The 15,887-nt window shown below is 63.2% G+C and carries 14 protein-coding genes; 12 read left to right on the forward strand and 2 right to left on the reverse strand.

The window, feature by feature from the left end; genetic code table 11:
• The 5 genes from ACTS2Z_RS06840 to ACTS2Z_RS06860 form a co-directional block, all read left to right on the forward strand.
• Positions 1-995, forward strand: a 995-nt coding sequence (locus ACTS2Z_RS06840; RefSeq protein ID WP_442572474.1) for a dihydrolipoyl dehydrogenase, incomplete at its 5' end; no start/stop codon positions are given.
• Positions 996-1,276: 281 nt separating this feature from the next.
• A complete protein-coding gene (locus ACTS2Z_RS06845; protein WP_442572475.1) occupies positions 1,277-2,122 on the forward strand; it encodes a hypothetical protein in 846 nt (281 codons plus the stop codon).
• A 48-nt stretch (positions 2,123-2,170) separates the two neighbouring features.
• Positions 2,171-3,427: a hypothetical protein gene (locus ACTS2Z_RS06850; RefSeq protein ID WP_442572476.1), complete on the forward strand. Its 1,257-nt coding sequence runs from the start codon at positions 2,171-2,173 to the stop codon at positions 3,425-3,427.
• 82 nt (positions 3,428-3,509) lie between these two features.
• Positions 3,510-4,481, forward strand: coding sequence for a lipoyl synthase (lipA, locus tag ACTS2Z_RS06855; RefSeq protein WP_442572477.1), 972 nt, complete (start codon positions 3,510-3,512; stop codon positions 4,479-4,481).
• Between the two features lie 16 nt (positions 4,482-4,497).
• Positions 4,498-4,983, forward strand: coding sequence for a type II toxin-antitoxin system RatA family toxin (locus ACTS2Z_RS06860; RefSeq protein ID WP_442572478.1), 486 nt, complete (start codon positions 4,498-4,500; stop codon positions 4,981-4,983).
• Here ACTS2Z_RS06860 and ACTS2Z_RS06865 read toward each other — a convergent pair.
• Both ACTS2Z_RS06865 and ispD read right to left on the reverse strand, forming a co-directional pair.
• Complete coding sequence (locus ACTS2Z_RS06865; RefSeq protein WP_442572479.1) at positions 4,954-5,451, reverse strand: CinA family protein; 498 nt, start codon at positions 5,449-5,451, stop codon at positions 4,954-4,956. The two genes, ACTS2Z_RS06860 and ACTS2Z_RS06865, sit on opposite strands and share 30 nt — an antisense overlap.
• Positions 5,448-6,587, reverse strand: a complete 1,140-nt coding sequence (ispD, locus tag ACTS2Z_RS06870) for a 2-C-methyl-D-erythritol 4-phosphate cytidylyltransferase (protein WP_442572480.1) — start codon at positions 6,585-6,587, stop codon at positions 5,448-5,450. The genes ACTS2Z_RS06865 and ispD overlap by 4 nt, the downstream gene beginning before the upstream one ends.
• 94 nt (positions 6,588-6,681) lie before the next feature.
• On the opposite strand from ispD, the gene dusB reads away from it, so the two are divergent.
• The 7 genes from dusB to ACTS2Z_RS06905 all read left to right on the forward strand — a co-directional run.
• Positions 6,682-7,710, forward strand: coding sequence for a tRNA dihydrouridine synthase DusB (gene dusB, locus ACTS2Z_RS06875; protein WP_442572481.1), 1,029 nt, complete (start codon positions 6,682-6,684; stop codon positions 7,708-7,710).
• Positions 7,707-8,747 carry a two-component system sensor histidine kinase NtrB gene (locus ACTS2Z_RS06880; RefSeq protein WP_442572482.1) on the forward strand — a complete coding sequence of 347 codons (1,041 nt, stop codon included), beginning with the start codon at positions 7,707-7,709 and terminating at the stop codon, positions 8,745-8,747. The genes dusB and ACTS2Z_RS06880 overlap by 4 nt, the downstream gene beginning before the upstream one ends.
• Complete coding sequence (locus ACTS2Z_RS06885; protein WP_442572483.1) at positions 8,744-10,036, forward strand: response regulator; 1,293 nt, start codon at positions 8,744-8,746, stop codon at positions 10,034-10,036. Before ACTS2Z_RS06880 ends, ACTS2Z_RS06885 begins: the two co-directional genes overlap by 4 nt.
• A 119-nt stretch (positions 10,037-10,155) precedes the next feature.
• Complete coding sequence (locus ACTS2Z_RS06890) at positions 10,156-12,336, forward strand: ATP-binding protein (RefSeq protein WP_442572484.1); 2,181 nt, start codon at positions 10,156-10,158, stop codon at positions 12,334-12,336.
• Between the two features lie 3 nt (positions 12,337-12,339).
• Complete coding sequence (gene ntrX / locus ACTS2Z_RS06895) at positions 12,340-13,761, forward strand: nitrogen assimilation response regulator NtrX (protein ID WP_442572485.1); 1,422 nt, start codon at positions 12,340-12,342, stop codon at positions 13,759-13,761.
• Positions 13,758-15,131: a Trk system potassium transporter TrkA gene (gene trkA / locus ACTS2Z_RS06900; protein WP_442572486.1), complete on the forward strand. Its 1,374-nt coding sequence runs from the start codon at positions 13,758-13,760 to the stop codon at positions 15,129-15,131. The genes ntrX and trkA overlap by 4 nt, the downstream gene beginning before the upstream one ends.
• 4 nt (positions 15,132-15,135) lie before the next feature.
• Positions 15,136-15,887, forward strand: a 752-nt coding sequence (locus tag ACTS2Z_RS06905; RefSeq protein ID WP_442572487.1) for a potassium transporter TrkG, incomplete at its 3' end; no start/stop codon positions are given.

A 15,887-nucleotide genomic window follows, 5' to 3' on the forward strand; every position in this document is an offset into this window, starting at 1 on the left:
CGAAGCACGTCATCCTCGCCACAGGTGCCCGCGCGCGCACCATTCCGGCGGCCGGGCTGGAACCTGATGGCAAGACCATCTGGACCTACAAGGAAGCCATGGTCCCTGACGGGCTGCCCAAATCCATCCTTGTCATCGGCTCTGGCGCCATCGGGATGGAGTTTGCGAGCTTCTACTCGACACTCGGGTCGAAAGTGACCGTGGTGGAGATGGTCGACCGCATCCTCCCGGCCGAGGATGAGGAAATCAGCCAGCACGCCCGCAAGAGCTTTGAAAAGCAGGGCCTGAAAATCCTCACCGGCGCGCAGGTGGAAAAGCTGGAAAAGACCGGTAGTGGCGCGAAAGCCTCCATCAAGGCCGGCGGCAAGTCCGAAACGGTCGAGGTGGAGAAGGTGATTCTCGCCATCGGCATTACCGGCAATGTCGAGAATCTGGGCCTTGAAGCCCTCGGAGCAAAGATCGAGCGCGGTCATGTCGTCGCTGACGGGTATGGCGCAACCGGAGTTGCCGGCCTTTACGCAATCGGAGACGTGACGGGCGCGCCCTGGCTTGCCCACAAGGCCAGCCATGAAGGCGTCATCTGCGTTGAGAAGATCGCCGGGCTTGATGTCCATCCGATGGACAAGTCCAATATTCCAGGCTGCACCTATTGCCATCCCCAGATTGCCTCGGTCGGTCTGACTGAAGCCAAGGCGAAGGAAGGTGGTCACGAGGTCCGCGTCGGCCGCTTCCCCTTTGTCGGCAACGGCAAGGCGATTGCGCTGGGAGAGGATCAGGGGCTTATAAAGACGATATTCGACAAGAAGACCGGCGAGCTACTCGGCGCCCACATGATCGGCGCGGAAGTGACCGAACTGATCCAGGGCTATGTCGTCGCGCGCCAGCTGGAAACGACCGAAGCCGAACTCATGCATACCGTGTTCGCACATCCGACCCTGTCGGAAATGATGCACGAAAGCGTCCTCGACGCCTACGGACGGGCGCTGCACTACTAGAACCATTGCAAATCCGGACTTGGCCTTCTGGCGCTGGCCGGAAGGCCGGTCCGGCATGCCACGGCACAATGCGGGGGGCAGGGGCCTTTGGCACGATCGGCTCGCGCTTGCGCGTGCACTACCAGAAGCCAAAAAACACTCTGCAACCCCGCAATTTCCCTCACGGTTTAACGACAGACGGCAAAAATTTATCGTTTTTCGAAAAAAATCCTTCCATATCGAGTTTCGATATGTTATCGAGTTTCGATATGGTTGGTCCCTCATCATAAGAGGTAAGAAAAATGAAAAACCGTCTCCTCCTCTCTACCGTCACCGCAACGGCGGTCATTCTCATTGCCTGTGCGCCGGTTCCGCTTGCGGCTACCACCTCTGCACAGGACGGCACCCGCATCACAGGCGGGGATATCCGCCTTGCGCTCAACGAAGATGGAAATGCACGCCTGACCGGCGCCGACATCTCGCTGTCCGGCCGTGTCGGCGGTCAGCTTGATGTTACCGGCGCTGACATCTCCCTTCGCGATATTTCAATCGGCTCGCTGGACGCAACCGGCGCGGACGTGCGTCTGGCCGGTTCGGTTTTCGGCGATGCCGAGATCACGGGCGCGGATATCACGATCCGCGGCAATATCGCGGGAAACCTGCGGGTTCGCGGCGCGGACCTTCGCCTTGAGGGCAATGTTGACGGAGACGTCGACGGAAGTTTTGCCGACGCTCGTTTCAATGGCCAGCTTGGCAGCCTTACAGCCAATGGCGCCGATATCAGCCTTACGGATAACACCCGCGTTGTTGGCGATGTCCGCCTGAATGCGGCCGAACTCGAAACCGATGGCGAGCTTGGCGGGCTTCTTTACGCCAATGTCCGCACCGCCCATATCGGCGGTTCGGTGGCAGGCGGCGTCGACATCTATGCTGATGAAGGCCGCCGCTGGCGCGATCACGAGGACGGTCTCGTCGAAATCACCGGCGAAGTGTCGGGCGGCACGATCTGCGCCCGGCGTGTGGTGATTTCCGGCAGCGTAACCGGCCCGCTGAGCGTTCGCGCTCTCGAGCCTGTCAGTTTCGCCGGAGAGGGCGCTGCACCGCAGCTTGAATACACGCCCCGTGGTGACGAACGCTGCCGCCGCTAGTGGCCAGCCCCTCACAGTTTCTGAGCCCTCAATGAAAGGCTTGAACCCATGTTTCGCAATTGGATAGCGCGTTTTGCCTCCCTCGGCATGCTGGCCGGCCTGATGCTTGCCGCTGCGCCGGCTCACGCCCAGTATATCGGCGGAGACCTCAATCTCGACCTCGACCAGGACCGGTCAGCCCAGTTCCTTGCAGGTGATGTCACGCTTCGCGGCCGGGTCGGCGGCGATATCAGCGGCCTTGCAGGTAATGTGGACATCACCGCCGATGTCGGCGGCAGCATCCAGCTCGCAGCCGGTGACATCACCATCCGCGGTACGGTTGGCCAGGATGTCTCGATTGCCGGTGCGAATATCTCGGTCCTCTCAGATGTGGCCGGATCCGCTGACCTTGCGGGTGCAGATATCCGCATCAGCGGCCGGATCGGTAACAATCTGGCTGTCGGCGGCGCTCTCATCGTCATCGACGAGAATGGCTCGGTCGGCGGCAATCTGGACCTCGCAGGCAGTGAAATCCGCATGTCCGGTACGGCGCAAGGCCGCCTGAAGGGGCGTGCCCGCACGGTCATCATCGACGGCACTATCGCCGGTGATGTGGAGCTTCACGCGGAGAATGTTGAAGTTCTGCCTGGCGCCCAGATCGCGGGCGACCTGCGGGTCCGCGGCCCGAACGCTCCCACGATTGCCGAAGGCGCTGAAATCCTCGGCGAGACCAGCTATGAGGAAGCAGCGTTCACCGAAGGTAATGGTGCCCGCGTCCATGCCGGTCCGCGCGTGTCCGATTTCGGCCCGCCTGCGTGGGCCTTTGGCACAGCCATGGGTATTGCCGCCTTCGTTCTGGGCATGCTCGCCTGCCTGATCTCGCCGCGTGCCGTGTCGGGTATCACGGACCATTTCCGCTCGCGTCCCTGGGCTGCAGGCCTGCTGGGCCTCGTCCTGGCCGCCTTCCTTCCGATCCTGCTGGTCGCAGTCTTCGTCTTCCTGGCGATCACTGTCATCGGTATTCCGCTCGGCATCATCCTGCTCTTCGCCTTCCCGTTCATCATGGTGCTGGCCTATGCCTTCGGCGCGGTGGTGCTGGGCGACCTGATCTTCAACCGGTCGGGCAATGGTATCGGGCTGGGCATGCGCATCCTGTCGCTCTTCCTTGTGCTGGCGGTGATCGGTGCGCTGGGTGTGGTTCCAGTGCTGGGCTTCCTGATCGGTTCGATCGTGTTCTTCATCGGGCTGGGTGCCTGGACGCTGGCCCTGTTCAACCGCAATCCCCGCCTTGTCGCGGCAGAGCGGATTGCAGGCGACGCGATCTAGCCCCATCCCTGCATAAGAGCCTTGCACAGCGGCCCGGTTCACAGCGCTTGAACCGGGCCGCTTTGCGCGCCATGTTCGCCCCATGACAACACTGTTTGATACCCGCCAGCAGCAACGCGCAGAGCGCCATCCGGAAAAGCAGAAGCGGCCGGATACGCCCGTCTTGCGAAAGCCGGAATGGATCCGCGTCAAGGCGCCTGCGGGCGGCGTGTTCTCGGAGACCCGCAAAGTCGTACGCGAGAACAATCTCGTTACGGTCTGTGAAGAGGCGGGTTGCCCCAATATCGGTGAATGCTGGGCGCAAAAGCACGCCACCTTCATGATCATGGGCGATACCTGCACGCGCGCCTGCAGCTTCTGCAATGTAAAGACCGGCATGCCGTCCGCGCTCGACACTGACGAGCCGCGCCGTGTTGCCGAAGCAACCGCGACGATGGGCCTCGAACACGTGGTCATCACGTCGGTGGACCGCGATGACCTCAAGGATGGCGGTGCGGAGCACTTTGCGCAGACCATCCGTGCCATCCGCGACCTGAACCCGAACACCACGATAGAAATTCTGACTCCGGACTTCCTCAGGAAGCCGGGCGCGGCGGAAGTCGTGATCGATGCTCGCCCTGACGTGTTCAATCACAATCTGGAAACGGTCCCGCGGCTCTATCTCTCGATCCGTCCCGGCGCGCGCTATTACCATTCCCTGCGCCTGCTGGAACGGGTGAAAGAACGTGATCCTTCGCAATTCACGAAGTCGGGCATCATGGTTGGTCTTGGCGAGACCCGCGAAGAGGTCATGCAGGTCATGGACGATATGCGCTCGGCCGGCATCGACTTCCTCACCATCGGCCAATACCTGCAGCCGACGCGCAAGCACGCGGCTGTCGACCGCTTCGTGACACCGGACGAGTTCAAGGGGTATGAGACAATCGCCCGGGCAAAAGGCTTCCTGATGGTGTCCGCATCGCCGCTGACCCGCTCTAGCTATCATGCGGGAGAGGATTTCGCGCGGCTCCGCGATGCCCGCGAAGCGAGCCTCAAAGCGGGCCGCAAGGCCTGAAGCCGCGAGGCGCCTCATGACGTCGGAACATCGCGAAAGCCTGCACCTGTCCTATGCGCCGGATGATCTGTTTGCGCTCGTCAGCGACGTGCGGTCCTATCCCCAGTTCATTCCGCTTATCAGCGCTTTGCGCGTTCTTCGTGAAGATGTAAGCGAAGGCGTGGGGGAGCTGGATGCCGAGGCACGCGTCCAGTTCCGCTTTGTCCGCGAGTCGTTCACGACAAGGGTACAACTCGACAAGCCTGAGCGAGTGATCCGCGTCGCCTATCTGTCTGGCCCGTTCCACGATCTTGCCAATGAATGGCGCTTTGGTGAGCTGCCTGATGGCTCAACGCGGGTCGATTTCTGGATCCGCTACCGGTTCCGCAATCCGGTCCTCAACGCCCTGATGGACGCCAGCCGCTCACGCGCCATCCGATATCTGGTCGAGCGCTTCCGCGAAGAGGCCGCCCGGCGCTATCCCAAGGTTGGATCAGCTGGCGGCCTCGGTCAGAAGGCGTAGCGCCTCCAGCGCTGCCGCTTCGCGCACGCCGTGCCGGTTCAGGCCTGTGAAGACATGGTGCTCTGTCAGCGTGGCGCCGCCCCGTCGCGCAAGGGCAAACCAGACCAGGCCAACGGGCTTTTCTTCGCTGCCACCATCCGGGCCGGCAATACCCGTAATCGCGACAGCGATTTCTGCATGGGAATGGAAAAGCGCGCCCTCTGCCATGGAGCAGGCAACCTCTTCGCTCACGGCGCCGTGGCGGGCAATCAGAGTCACCGGCACGCCGAGGCTCTCGGCCTTGGCAGCGTTGGAATAGGTGACAAAACCACGCTCCAGAACCGCTGAGCTTCCCGGCACCTCGGTGATCGCGGCAGCCACCAGACCGCCCGTGCAGCTTTCCGCGCAGGCAAGGCTGACGCCCTTTTTGCGTGCGAGTTCCACCAGCCGTGATGCGGCACCAGCCAGTGTCGAGGGCAGGGTGGTCATGCCAGCACCCCTGTAAAGGCGGCCTGAGCGGCAATGCCTTCACCCCGTCCGGTGAAGCCGAGCTTTTCGGTCGTCGTCGCCTTTATGTTGACCCGCGCTAGGGGAAGCCCTGTGAGCTCAGACACACGGGCACGCATCGCATCGCGTACCGGGCCGATTTTCGGGCGTTCGCAGATCAGCGTGATATCGGCATGAACGGGCCGGATGCCTGCTTCGCGGGCAAGGTGCAAGGCATGTATTAGGAACTGTGCGCTGTCGGCGCCGCGCCAGCGTTCATCGCTCGGCGGAAAGTGCAGTCCGATATCGCCGGCCCCCGCCGCACCCAGAACCGCATCGGTCAGAGCATGCAGGCCGACATCGGCATCGGAATGGCCGACGAGGGCGAGGTCGCACGGGATGAAGACACCGCACAGATGCAGGCCCGTTCCGGCGCTGAGCCTGTGCACGTCATAACCGGTTCCCATGACCGGCAAACCGGCAGATATGCCGCCCAGAGCGGCCTCCGCCCTCGCAAAGTCGTCAGGATATGTCACCTTGAAAGCTGCCTCGTCGCCATCAACCAGGGTCACAGCCAGTCCGGCCGCGCGCGCCAATGATACCTCATCGGGATACGGGGTGTCTGCGCCCGCCTCGAACGCGTACAGAAGTTCATCGCGGTGAAAGGCTTGTGGTGTCTGGACCCGGTAAAGGCCTTCACGATCAACTGCTTCGACACCATTTGAAGTTTTTCGTGCGAGCGCGTCGGGAACTGGCAAGGCAGGCGCGGCACCCGCCGCCGATTCCAGTGCCGCCAGCAACTGGTCGATGAGAGTTGCCGACAGGGCAGGGCGGGCCGCATCATGGACCATGACCCGCGCCTGCGTTGCCGCTTCGACGCATCGACGTACTGACAGTGTCCGCGTGGCGCCGCCTTCTACGAGAGTTGCTTCTATACCAGCCAGCGCGGCCTCTGCCCGTTCCCGCTCGCCAGCTGGAATGGCTATCAGGATCTCGGCGCACATTGGATGCCGGGCGAACGCCTCGGCCGACCAGCGCAGTAGCGGCTTGCCTGCAACGATGGTGAACTGTTTGGGGATTGCGCTGCCGGCGCGCGTTCCGCTGCCAGCGGCGACAATGCATGCACTGAATGGCGTCATCAGGTCTCTTTCGTGCAGCACTCTGGCACCAAAACCGGGCACACACCGATACGGCGTCTGGCGGTGCGGGTCCATACGGGGTATCTGCTCCCCCATGACAGTTGTGTCACATAATGCCGTTCCGGCCGGATTTTCCATCGGCGCAGTGCGTGTCGATGTGCCGTGCCTGCTCGCGCCCATGTCGGGCGTGACAGACTATGCTATCCGCAAGCAGGCCAAGGCGTTCGGTGCAGGGCTTGTCGTATCCGAAATGGTCGCGTGCGAGACGCTGGCCCAGGGCCGTGCGGACGTTGTCCGCCGCATGGCCGGCGACGCCGATGTTGCGCCACGCGTGATCCAGCTTGCAGGGCGTGAAGCCAAATGGATGGATGTCGGTGCGCGCATCGCCGCCGATGCCGGGGCTGAAATCATCGACATCAATATGGGCTGTCCGGCCCGTCAGGTTACGCGCGGGCTATCTGGTTCGGCGCTGATGCGCGATCTCGATCATGCGCTGGAACTGATCGAGGCGACGGTGAAAGCCTCGCCGGTTCCGGTAACGCTCAAGATGCGCCTGGGCTGGGATCACGAAACCATCAATGCCCCAGATCTTGCCAGGCGGGCCGAAAATGCCGGCATCGCCATGGTCACCGTGCATGGCCGTACCCGCCAGCAATTTTATACCGGAACGGCGGACTGGGCCGCCGTCGCGCCGGTGAAGGCTGCCGTATCGATCCCGGTGGTGGTCAACGGAGACATCACGAACGCTGCAGACGCGCGCCGCGCCTTGGCGCAATCAGGCGCCGATGCGGTCATGGTGGGACGGGCTGCCACCGGCCGGCCATGGCTGCCGGGCGCGATTGGCCGCGCCTTGCTGGAGGGCGGTGAGGAGCGCGAACCCGATATCGCAACCGCCGTTGAAGCACTGCTGGTGGCAACCGGCGACAGCGCCAGCCTGCATGGCGAAATTCTGGGCGTGCGCTGCATGCGCAAACACTATGCCGGTTTTGTCGATCACCTCTTTGACTGTCCGGACGAGGCCCGCCACTGGCGAGGACTGCTGTGCAAGGCAACAAGCGTGAGCGCCGCAGCTGCCGCACTGGAGCGCCTCAAATCGGCTTCCCCGGTGCGAAGCGCGGCATGAGCCAGCCTGAACCGTCCACGGCGCAGATTGCCGATCTGCTGCCCAGCGCCGTGCTGCTGACGGACGCAAACGGGATGGTGACGTATGTAAATGCCGCCGCTGAAGCGATCCTTGAACGTTCTGCGCGCCGTCTGGAAGGCGAGATGCTGGGCTCGCTGGGACCTTGGGGGCAGGCAGCGCTGAATGTCGCCCGTCGGGCCATGGCCGAGGAACGGGCCGTCTTCGCGCATGATGTGCGCATAGATTTGCTCTCCGATACAAGGCGCGCCGCCATTGATGCGGCCCCCCTTGGCGACGGCGCCTGTATTGCCATCCGCCTCTGGCCGGAAGCTGGCGGGGTGGCCCGCGGTGACCGCGCCGCGAATGCTGCTGCCGGTTTTGGGCGCATGCTGTCACACGAATTGAAAAACCCGATGGCTGGCGCGCGCGGTGCTGCCCAGCTTATCGCGTCCTCAAATGATGCTGAAACCGCAGAAATGGCGACGCTCATCATGGCCGAGCTCGACCGGGCGCTGCGCATTGCAGAGCGCTGGAGCAAGGTCGGCGATATCGCCCCGCAGCCTTCTGCACCCTTCAGCCTGAACGAGGTCGTCAGCGAAGCGCTTCGCTCGATGTCGGCTGCGAGCGGCAAGGGTATTGCGCTGACTGAGGATTACGATCCGTCCTTGCCCGATGCCTTCGGTGATCGTGATCTGGTGCTGCAGGCAGTCCTGAACTTGCTTGTAAACGCTGCCGAGGCGCTCGCCGGGCAAACGTCCGGCCAGATAGAGGTGACGACCCGCTATCGGATGTCCCGGCCCGGCGGCGTGGCACCGGATGCGCGCCTTCAGGTCGACATAGCCGACAACGGCCCCGGCGTGCCGGAGGAACTCGGCGAGTCCATCTTTTCGCCTTTCGTTACCGGCAAACCGGCGGGCGAGGGGCTGGGCTTGGCATTGGTCTCGCGCATTGCCGAACTGCATGGCGGCGGTCTCGAATTTGAAAGCCGTCCAGGCCGGACGGTGTTTCGCATATATCTGCGCGAGGAGGGGGCATGAACCAGGAAAACCCGGCCGGGCGGCGTGTGCTCGTTCTGGAAGATGACGAGACATTGCGTCTCGTGATCTCGCGCGCCTTGACGCGCGCCGGTTTCGATGTGCGGGCCACGGCCTCGCCTGCCTCGGCCATTGAACGCATGGGGCGGCGTGATGCCGACCTGCTGGTGGCCGACGTGCTGCTGGGCGATGAGAACTTCCTGGATCGTCTTGAGGAGCTCCAGCATATCCGCCCCGATGCACCGGTGCTGGTCATCAGTGCCCAGACAACGGCTGCCACGGCCATTCAGGCGGTTCGGGGCGGTGCCTATGAGTATTTGCCCAAGCCCTTTGATCTTGATGACCTCGTCGAAGCGGTCAGCCGTGCACTGGCGACCGGCGAGCGGACCGGGCAACAGCGCTCCGGCACCAATCCTTTCCCCGATCTTGTCGGCCAGTCACCGGCCATGCAGACCGCTTTCCGGGTGCTGGCCCGGCTCTCTCAGACAGGCGCGCCTGTGCTCTTCACGGGTCCGGATGGATCGGGCAGGGCCAGCGCTGCGCGCACGCTGCATCGGGCCGGCAAGCCGGGCAAGGCGCTTGTAGAGGCTGGCCCGGACCGGCTTCGGCGCGAAGGGCCGGACGTGTTTTCCGAGGCGCGAGGCGGCGGCTTGCTGCTGCGCAGGGCCGAGCGCTGGGACGCAGGGGTCCAGGACCTGGTGCTGGAACAACTCACTACTCTTGGGGATACCCGGCTTTACGTGACGGCTCTTGCGAGTGTCCGGCAATCCCTTGTCCCGGCATTATTCGAGAGAATTGCCGTCGGCCATGTCGAAATGCCGCCCTTGCGGACCCGAGGCGATGACCGCCTGCGTCTTTTCGAGCACTTTCTGAAAAAGCACGGGCGCAGCGATTTTTCGCTCGCGCGCGATGCCGCCAGCTTCATCAACGCCTATCCCTGGCCGGGGGAAGTGGCGGAACTTGAGCGAACCGCTGCCCGCCTCGCGGTTCAGGGCGACCGCGGGATGCTGGGTCTTGCCGCCTTGCAGGAAGCCTTGGGGGCGCCGGTAACGCCAGGAACACAGACGGCGCTTGAAGAAGCGGTCAGGGCCTTCGTTGCGTCGCGCTTAAGCGAAAACAGCCAGGAAATTGCCAACGATACGGGCTCAATTGTCGACCGCGCGATGATCGAAACCGTGCTCGCTCATTGCGGCGGCGTGCGCCGGGATGCCGCGCAGTTTCTGGGACTTAACCGTAACACGCTGGCCCGCCGGCTTGCCGCCTTGGGCATGGACGGTGGGGGTGATGAATAAGCGCAACACTGGGCGTTGAAATTTCGCCACACTCGGTCCACGATGCACGACGGGGCGAATTCAGCACAGGCGCACCAGACTTGCCTTCCTGGCTAACACAAAGCGTTCAGTCACTACGCATGTCGCTGTTTGCAGCGGGCTTTCTCGTTGCTGCTGCCGGTGTTGTCGCGTGCGCGGTCCTCGCAGTTTCCGAGCAGGGTGCCATTGGCAGCCTGGGTCCGCTTTTCTACACGCTGCTGACGATATCATCGCTGATCATCGCCGCGCTCGCGGGTGCGGTGGGCGTGCGGGCGGCCCGCATCTTCCTCGGGCGCCGGTTCGGCACTCCGGCGCCGCGCCTGCACATGCGCTTCATGGCACTGTTTGCTCTCGCCGCTGTCGCCCCTTCGATCCTTATGGCGCTTCTTCTGGCGCTGGTCCTCGGACGGGGCGTCGAGTTCTGGTTCGGGGAACGGGTAACGACGCTGGTCGAAACGATGGCGGAAGTTGGCCGGGCGCAAGCTCCTCTGGAACTGAACCTGGCCCAGCTTCAGCTTGTCAGTATGGCGGGGGATCTTTCCTATCCCGAACCGGTCGCTGCCATGACCGAAAGCCGGATCGATTACACCCAGTATCTGCGAAACCAGGCCATCGGGCGTAATTTTGCCGCCGCCTATGTCATCGACAGCCAATCGACTGTGCTAGCCCGCGCCGAAGCGCCAGGTTCCCCGCCCTATGTCGCGCCATCGCGCCTGATGTTCGAGTTCGCCGAGTCCCGCGATATCGGTGTCAGTGACCCCACACAACGCGAGGACGGCCCGGCTTTCGTCCGCCTTCTCATGGACCTGCCGGCCTATGAAGACGCCTATCTCTATGTCGTTTGGTATGTCGATCTCGGCGTGCTCACCGCCGCAGAGGAAGCCACCGCTTCCTACCGCCAGGCGGTTGCACGCGAGGAGGGGATGCGGCGCGTCTTTATCTTCGTCTATTTCGCGGCAGTTGCCCTGATCCTTGTCGGTGCGCTCTGGCTGGCCTTGAGTGCGGCGACGCGAGTCGTTGCGCCCGTTGCCCGTCTGGTCGGCGCGGCTGAGCGCGTGCGTCGCGGAGATCTGGACGCAAGGGTGCTGGTTCAGCGTGACGATGACGAGATCTCCGCCCTTGGGCGCGCCTTTAACCGGATGACGCGCCAGCTTCGCAGCCAGCGCCGCGCGCTTCTGGAAGCGAACGCGGAATCGGAAAGCCGCCGAAACTTCATCGAAGCAGTGCTGACCGGCGTCAGCGCAGGCGTGATCGGCCTCGATCCGGAAAACCGCATTACACTGGTCAACCGGTCTGCGGCTACCTTGCTGGACGTCGATGCCGCAGAGATGACCGGCCTTCCCGTGGCCAGCGTGCTTGGCATGTTTGCTCCGATTGTCGAGGAGGCGCGCCGCTCCCGCGCCGTGCTGATCGAGCGCCAGATCGACATTCCCGGCGCGGACGGCGCACTGCTGAACCTAAATGTGCGTGCTTCCACCGATGATGAGGGCGAACTGGTCATCACGTTTGATGATGTCACGAGGCTGGTCTCTGCCCAGCGCAACGCCGCCTGGCGCGATGTTGCGCGTCGCATTGCCCACGAGATCAAGAACCCGCTCACCCCCATCCAGCTTTCGGCAGAGCGCATCCGGCGCAAATACCGTTCCGGCATACCTGACGAACAGGCCGAGACGTTCGACAAGTGCGTTGAGACCATTGTGAGGCAGGTCAGCGATATAGGCCGGATGGTCGATGAGTTCTCCGCCTTTGCCCGCATGCCGACACCCAAGATGGAGGCATCCGACCTTTCGGGCGTTGTGGAGGGCGCAGTATTCTCCCAGCGCGTGGCGTCGCCCGGCATCAAGGTGCCGCTAGAGCTTCCCGGCCACCCTGTCATTGTCGAGTGCGACAGCAGGCTCGCCGCACAAGCGCTTGCCAACATCCTGAAAAATGCCGGCGAGAGCGTGCTCGCCCGTCTGGATGCGGACGGCACCAAACAGGGCGGCGAAGTCGCCGTGGCGCTTCGCATTGAAGATGATACGGCCATCGTCGAGGTGGTCGATAACGGACTTGGCTGGCCGTTTGCCGACCGGGCGCGCCTGACCGAGCCCTACATGACAACCCGCGAGAAGGGCACGGGCCTGGGGCTCGCGATTGTCCGGCGCGTCATGGAAGACCATGGCGGACGCCTTGAACTTGATGAACGCAAGGATGGGCAAGCGGGCGCGGTCGTGCGCCTGGCCTTTCCCTTGCTTGAAACGACAAACGCGGCGAATGAAGCCGCAAGGTCCAGAGAGGCATGAGGCATGGCACACGACATTCTGGTCGTTGATGATGAAGCCGATATCCGCGAACTGATCGGCGGTTTCCTCGAAGATGAGGGCTATACGGCGCGCTATGCGGGCGATGCTGATGAGGCTCTGGCTGCCGTTCGCCAACGCAAGCCGTCACTGGCCATCCTTGATGTCTGGCTGCAGGGCAGCCGCCTGGACGGCATTGCGCTGCTGGACGAGATACGCGCGGCCGATCCGGGACTTCCCGTCATCGTTATCTCTGGGCATGGCACGATCGAGACAGCCGTTTCCGCGATCCGCAAGGGTGCCTATGATTTCATCGAGAAGCCGTTCAAGTCCGACAAGCTCTTGCTGACGGTTGCCCGGGCGCTGGAGGCGAGCCAGTTGCGCCGCGAAGTCGCCGAACTGCGCGCCCGGACCGAAATGCATAACGAGCTGATCGGAAGATCTACAGCCGCAAATCAGCTTCGCCAGACTATTGAACGGGTTGCAGCAGCTAACTCACGTGTTCTGATAAATGGCCCCGCCGGCTCCGGCAAGGAGCTGATAGCCCGACTTATCCATGCCCGTTCGCCGCGTGCGGCTGGCAATTTCGTACCTGTCAGCTCAGCCATGATGAACCCTGACCGGGTCGAGGAGGAGCTGTTTGGCGCTGAACGCGCCGATGGCGGCGTGGAACGTGTCGGCCTGTTGGAGCAGGCCCATGGAGGCACGCTCTTCCTCGATGAAGTCGGTGACATGCCGCTGGCCACGCAAGGCAAGCTCCTGCGCATGCTGGTCGAGCAGCGTTTCCGTCGTCTGGGCGGCGGCGTCGATGTCGAGGTGAATGTCCGCGTACTCTCGTCAACCTCGCGCGACTTGCGCGCCTTGATCAGTCAGGGGCGTTTCCGGGAAGACCTCTATCACCGCCTTGCCGTAGTACCGGTTGATGTCCCGCCGCTGTCTGAACGCCGCGAAGACATCCCGCTACTCGTGAACCATTTCCTCGACAGGCTCACCGCCATGTCGGGCCTGACGCCGCGCAAGATCGGCCCGGATGCCATGGCAGCCCTGCAGGCCCATAGCTGGCCGGGCAATGTCCGCCAGCTTCGCAATAATGTGGAGCGTGTTCTGATCCTGGCGACCGGTGATCCGGCAGAGGCGATCACCCTTGATGCCCTGCCGTCCGAGGTTGTCGGGCGCGATGCCGGCCCTGGCGGTCTCGACACCGAGCGCATGATCGCGCTGCCTCTGCGCGATGCCCGTGAGAATTTCGAACGGGAATACCTCAAGGCGCAGATCAGCCGGTTTGGAGGCAACATCTCGCGGACCGCCTCTTTCATCGGTATGGAACGCTCGGCGCTCCATCGCAAGCTGAAGAGCCTCGGCGTTGGCGGCACCGACCGAAACGATGACGGTGACGAGCCGTCAACTGCTTCGGGTGATGGCGCATGAAGGCGGTCGTTTGCGGGGCAGGGCGGGTCGGCTACGGCATTGCGCGTGAGCTCGCGGCCGAGGGCAATTCGGTTACCGTGGTCGACTGGTCACAGACCCTGATCGACAGGGTCACGACCGATCTCGATGTGCGCGGCGTAGTGGGCCACGGCTCTCACCCCGACACGCTTGAGCGGGCCGGTATCGCTGATGCCGATCTGCTTGTCGCCGTGACCTATTCTGACGAAACCAACATGGTCGCCTGCCAGGTCGCCCATTCGCTGTTTGATACGCCGCTGAAAATCGCCCGTGTGCGCGCACAGAGCTATCTGGCCAAGTCCTGGCGCGATCTGTTTGCGCGCGGCGCCCTGCCGATCGATGTGACGATTTCGCCGGAGCTGGAGGTGAGCCGGTCCATACTGCAGCGGCTGGAAACGCCCGGCGCCTCCGCAACCGCACCCTTTGCCAATAACCGGCTGCAAGTGCTGGGGCTGCGTGTCGATGAAGGCTCTCCCATTGCAGGCACCAATCGCGACCATTTGCGCGAACTGTTTCCCGATCTGGGGATGGATGTTGTGGGTGTCCGCCGCGAAAACTCGGTTTTCATCCCGGAAGAACGCGATCCGCTGAGCGTAGGCGATGACGCCTATGTCGCCGTCGCCGGTCCGCATGTTCCCCGTGTTCTCGACGTGTTTGGCCACCAGGTTCAGCGCGCCCGGCGTGTTGTCATTATTGGCGCCGGCAATATCGGCGTTTATGTCGCCCGTGCCCTCGAACGCATGGCCGGGGTTCGGGTACGCATCATCGAAGCTGACAAGACCAAGGCCGAACAGGCCGCCGATAATCTCCAGCGCACGGTTGTGCTGCATGGTGACGGCCTCGACCGTCGGCTCCTGCGGGAAGCAGGGGTGGAGGATGCCGAACTCGCCATCTGCCTGACCAATGACGACAAGGTAAACCTGCTCTCGGCTGTCATGGCCAAACGCGAGGGTGCGCAGCGCACGCTCTGCCTCGTCAACGAGCCGGGCCTGAAAGATGTCCGCAAAGAGCTCGGCATCGACATCATGATCGATCCGCGCGGCGTTACCGTGTCGACCATTCTCCAGCATATCCGGCGCGGGCGTATCACCGGCCTGCAGACACTGGCGGATGGGCAGGCCGAGGCCCTGGAAGGCGTGGCACTCGCCACCTCGCCCCTGATCGGCAAGTCCTTGCGCGATCTGGAACTGCCCGAGGATGTCTCGGTCTGTGCACTTGTACGCGGAGAGAAGGTCTGTTTCCGGCGTGATAACGTCACCATCGAAACGAATGACCGCATTATCGTCTTCGCCCTGAAGGGCGCGGTCCCGAAAGTGGAACAGATGTTCCGCGTCTCGCTGGAATATTTCTGATCCGATGCGGCCGTCTCCCCGGACAATTCGCGCCCTGGGCTGGAGCTGGCTGACAATCGGTTTGTGCGCGGTGCCATTTACCGCCTATGCCACCGCATTGGGTGAAGTGGAGGCTGCACGGGGGCTTGGAACGACAGCCCTGACAGGCGTTTTTCTGGGCGGAGCCAGCCTTGCTGCCACACACAGCCTGAACCGGAGGGTCAGCGCACCTGCCGCCTTGCGCCTGCTCATTCTCGGCTGGCTCACCGGTCCGCTTATCGCGGCCCCGGCCTTCAGCGCGGTGTCTGATGGCTGGATCGAGGCGGTCTTCGAAGCTGTCTCTGCACTCACGACAACAGGCGCCACCCTGACAGAACCAGACTCGATGCCCCGCAGCCTGGTAGTCTGGCGATCCATGCTGCAATGGCTGGGCGGGCTGGCCACGCTCGTACTCGCCGTGACCGTGCTCGCGGGCCTCGATGACCGCCGCGCAGGCCTTCGCCGCTCGTCACTTCTCACGATCGAGAGCGGTGATCTTTTTTCCAATCTGGGCCGCGCGCTTCTGCGCCTCGGCGCGGTCTATTCCGCGCTGACGGTGATCGGCTTTATTGCACTTGCATTCGCCGGTGCGAGCACGTTCGAGGCGCTGAGCCTTGCACTCTCTGCGGTTTCGACCGGCGGCTATGTTCCGCGGGGAGGCGAATTGCCCGAATGGCTGCCATGGCCCGCCATAGGCGTTCTGGCGGCCTTGTGTATCTTCGGCGCCGGCAACATGGC

Origin of the sequence: Glycocaulis sp. (assembly GCF_052168375.1) — a bacterium.
In the GTDB taxonomy this organism is placed as follows: domain Bacteria; phylum Pseudomonadota; class Alphaproteobacteria; order Caulobacterales; family Maricaulaceae; genus Glycocaulis.

Bases quoted from the DNA above. Each gene is read 5' to 3' on its own strand.
- ACTS2Z_RS06890 (WP_442572484.1), top strand. From the start codon at position 10,156: ATGTCGCTGTTTGCAGCGGGCTTTCTCGTTGCTGCTGCCGGTGTTGTC.
- ACTS2Z_RS06845 (WP_442572475.1), top strand. From the start codon at position 1,277: ATGAAAAACCGTCTCCTCCTCTCTACCGTCACCGCAACGGCGGTCATT.
- dusB (WP_442572481.1), top strand. From the start codon at position 6,682: ATGACAGTTGTGTCACATAATGCCGTTCCGGCCGGATTTTCCATCGGC.
- ispD (WP_442572480.1), bottom strand. From the start codon at position 6,587: ATGACGCCATTCAGTGCATGCATTGTCGCCGCTGGCAGCGGAACGCGC.
- ntrX (WP_442572485.1), top strand. From the start codon at position 12,340: ATGGCACACGACATTCTGGTCGTTGATGATGAAGCCGATATCCGCGAA.
- ACTS2Z_RS06865 (WP_442572479.1), bottom strand. From the start codon at position 5,451: ATGACCACCCTGCCCTCGACACTGGCTGGTGCCGCATCACGGCTGGTG.
- ACTS2Z_RS06850 (WP_442572476.1), top strand. From the start codon at position 2,171: ATGTTTCGCAATTGGATAGCGCGTTTTGCCTCCCTCGGCATGCTGGCC.
- ACTS2Z_RS06880 (WP_442572482.1), top strand. From the start codon at position 7,707: ATGAGCCAGCCTGAACCGTCCACGGCGCAGATTGCCGATCTGCTGCCC.
- ACTS2Z_RS06885 (WP_442572483.1), top strand. From the start codon at position 8,744: ATGAACCAGGAAAACCCGGCCGGGCGGCGTGTGCTCGTTCTGGAAGAT.
- lipA (WP_442572477.1), top strand. From the start codon at position 3,510: ATGACAACACTGTTTGATACCCGCCAGCAGCAACGCGCAGAGCGCCAT.
- trkA (WP_442572486.1), top strand. From the start codon at position 13,758: ATGAAGGCGGTCGTTTGCGGGGCAGGGCGGGTCGGCTACGGCATTGCG.
- ACTS2Z_RS06860 (WP_442572478.1), top strand. From the start codon at position 4,498: ATGACGTCGGAACATCGCGAAAGCCTGCACCTGTCCTATGCGCCGGAT.